The organism is Rhodococcus sp. NPDC059234, assembly GCF_042754225.1.
Lineage (GTDB): Bacteria > Actinomycetota > Actinomycetes > Mycobacteriales > Mycobacteriaceae > Rhodococcus_G.
In genome coordinates, this window is sequence record NZ_JBHZAH010000221.1 from 1 (window position 1) to 1,599 (window position 1,599).

Here is a 1,599-nt window from a genome sequence, read left to right on the forward strand (position 1 = left end):
CGGCGACCACCAGGCGGCGTGCCCGGTCAGGCGCAGCAGCACCGGCAGCAGCACCAGCCGGATCAGGACCGCGTCGAGCAGCACCGCGACGCCGAGGATGATGCCCATCTCCTTGGGCGGCAACGGGTCTGCGAGGGCGAAGGTGAAGAACACCGCCACCATCACCGCGGCCGCGGCGAGGATGACCCGACCGGAGTGGGCGAGTCCCATGACGTGTGCGACCTTCGGGTCGCCCGAGCGCTCGTAGTGCTCCTTCGCGGTCGAGAGCAGGAACACCGTGTAGTCCATCGCGATGGCGAAGATCATCGCGAAGAAGAACACCGGGCCCCAGCCGTCCAGGAAGCCCTGCGGGGTGAAGCCGAGCAGTCCCGCGCCGTGTCCGTCCTGGAAGATCAGCTTGGCCACGCCGAAGGCGGCCGCGGTCGAGAGCAGGCTGACCACCGTCCCCAGGATCGCGATCAGCGGCGCCTGCAGAGCGACCAGCAGCAACACGAACCCGAGGGCCAGGATGACGCCGACGATGACCGGCAGGTAGTCGTCGAGGGCCTGCTGCAGGTCGAGGTTCTCCGCGGGCGCGCCGCCGACCAGCGCCTGCGACGGGAGGTCGGCCCGCAGCCGGTCGAGGATCGACCCCATCGCCTCGTCCGACGGATCGACGTTCGGGATCGCCTGCAGCATCACGTAATTCGAACCGTCCATCGACGGCATCGCCGGGGTGACCATGGCGACGCCGTCGGTGGCCTTCGCCGCGGCGGCGGTCGCCTCGGCCTCGTCGGAGGGGACGACGATTTGGAGCATGCCGGGCGCGCCCTCGCCCATCTGGGCCTGGACCAGTTCGTAGCCCTGCCGGACGGGGGCGTCGGTCGGCACGACCTGGATCGACGGCATCGCGACCTTCAGCCCCAGCGCCGGGACGGACAGGCCGACCAGCACCACGACGGCGCCGATCGCGAACGGCCACGGGTGCCGGTGCAGCAGGTTCCCCCAGGCCGCGAACCGCGGGGACCGGTGCTGCTGGCGCTTGGCGTACGGCAGCGAGCCCGCGTTGACCTTCGGACCGAGCTTGCCGAGCACCGCGGGAAGCAGGGTGAGTGTGGCGGCTAGGACGAACGTGACCGCGAGCATGATGCCGACGGCCATGGTCCGGACCGCGGGAGCCGGGACCAGCAGCACGGCCGACAGGCTCACCAGCACCGTCAGGCCCGACAGCACGACCGCCTTGCCGGCGGTGTCCATGGTCTCGGCCACCGCGGCGCGGGCGTCGCCGGTCTTGCTCAGCGCGTCGCGGAACCGCGCGACGATGAACAGGGCGTAGTCGATGCCCAGCGCGAGCGCGAACATCATCGCAAAGTTCATGGCCCACACCGAGATCGGCGTGATCTCGTTGAGCAGCACCAGGCCGCCCGCGGAGGCGACCAGGCCGGCGAGGGTGAGCAGCAGCGGCAGTCCCGCGGCGACGAGCGAGCCGAACGCGAGGACCATGATGGCCATGGTCACGGGCCAGGAGAACATCTCGGCCTGGATCATCGCGTCGTGGTTGGCCTTGTTGAAGTCGCTCCACAGTGCGGACGCGCCGGTGGGGTAGACCTCGACGCCGTC

The 1,599-nt window shown here is 70.4% G+C and carries 1 protein-coding gene; it reads right to left on the minus strand.

The window, feature by feature from the left end; genetic code table 11:
- On the minus strand, positions 1–1,599 hold a 1,599-nt coding region (locus ACFXGJ_RS24375), incomplete at both ends, for an MMPL family transporter (RefSeq protein WP_378625847.1).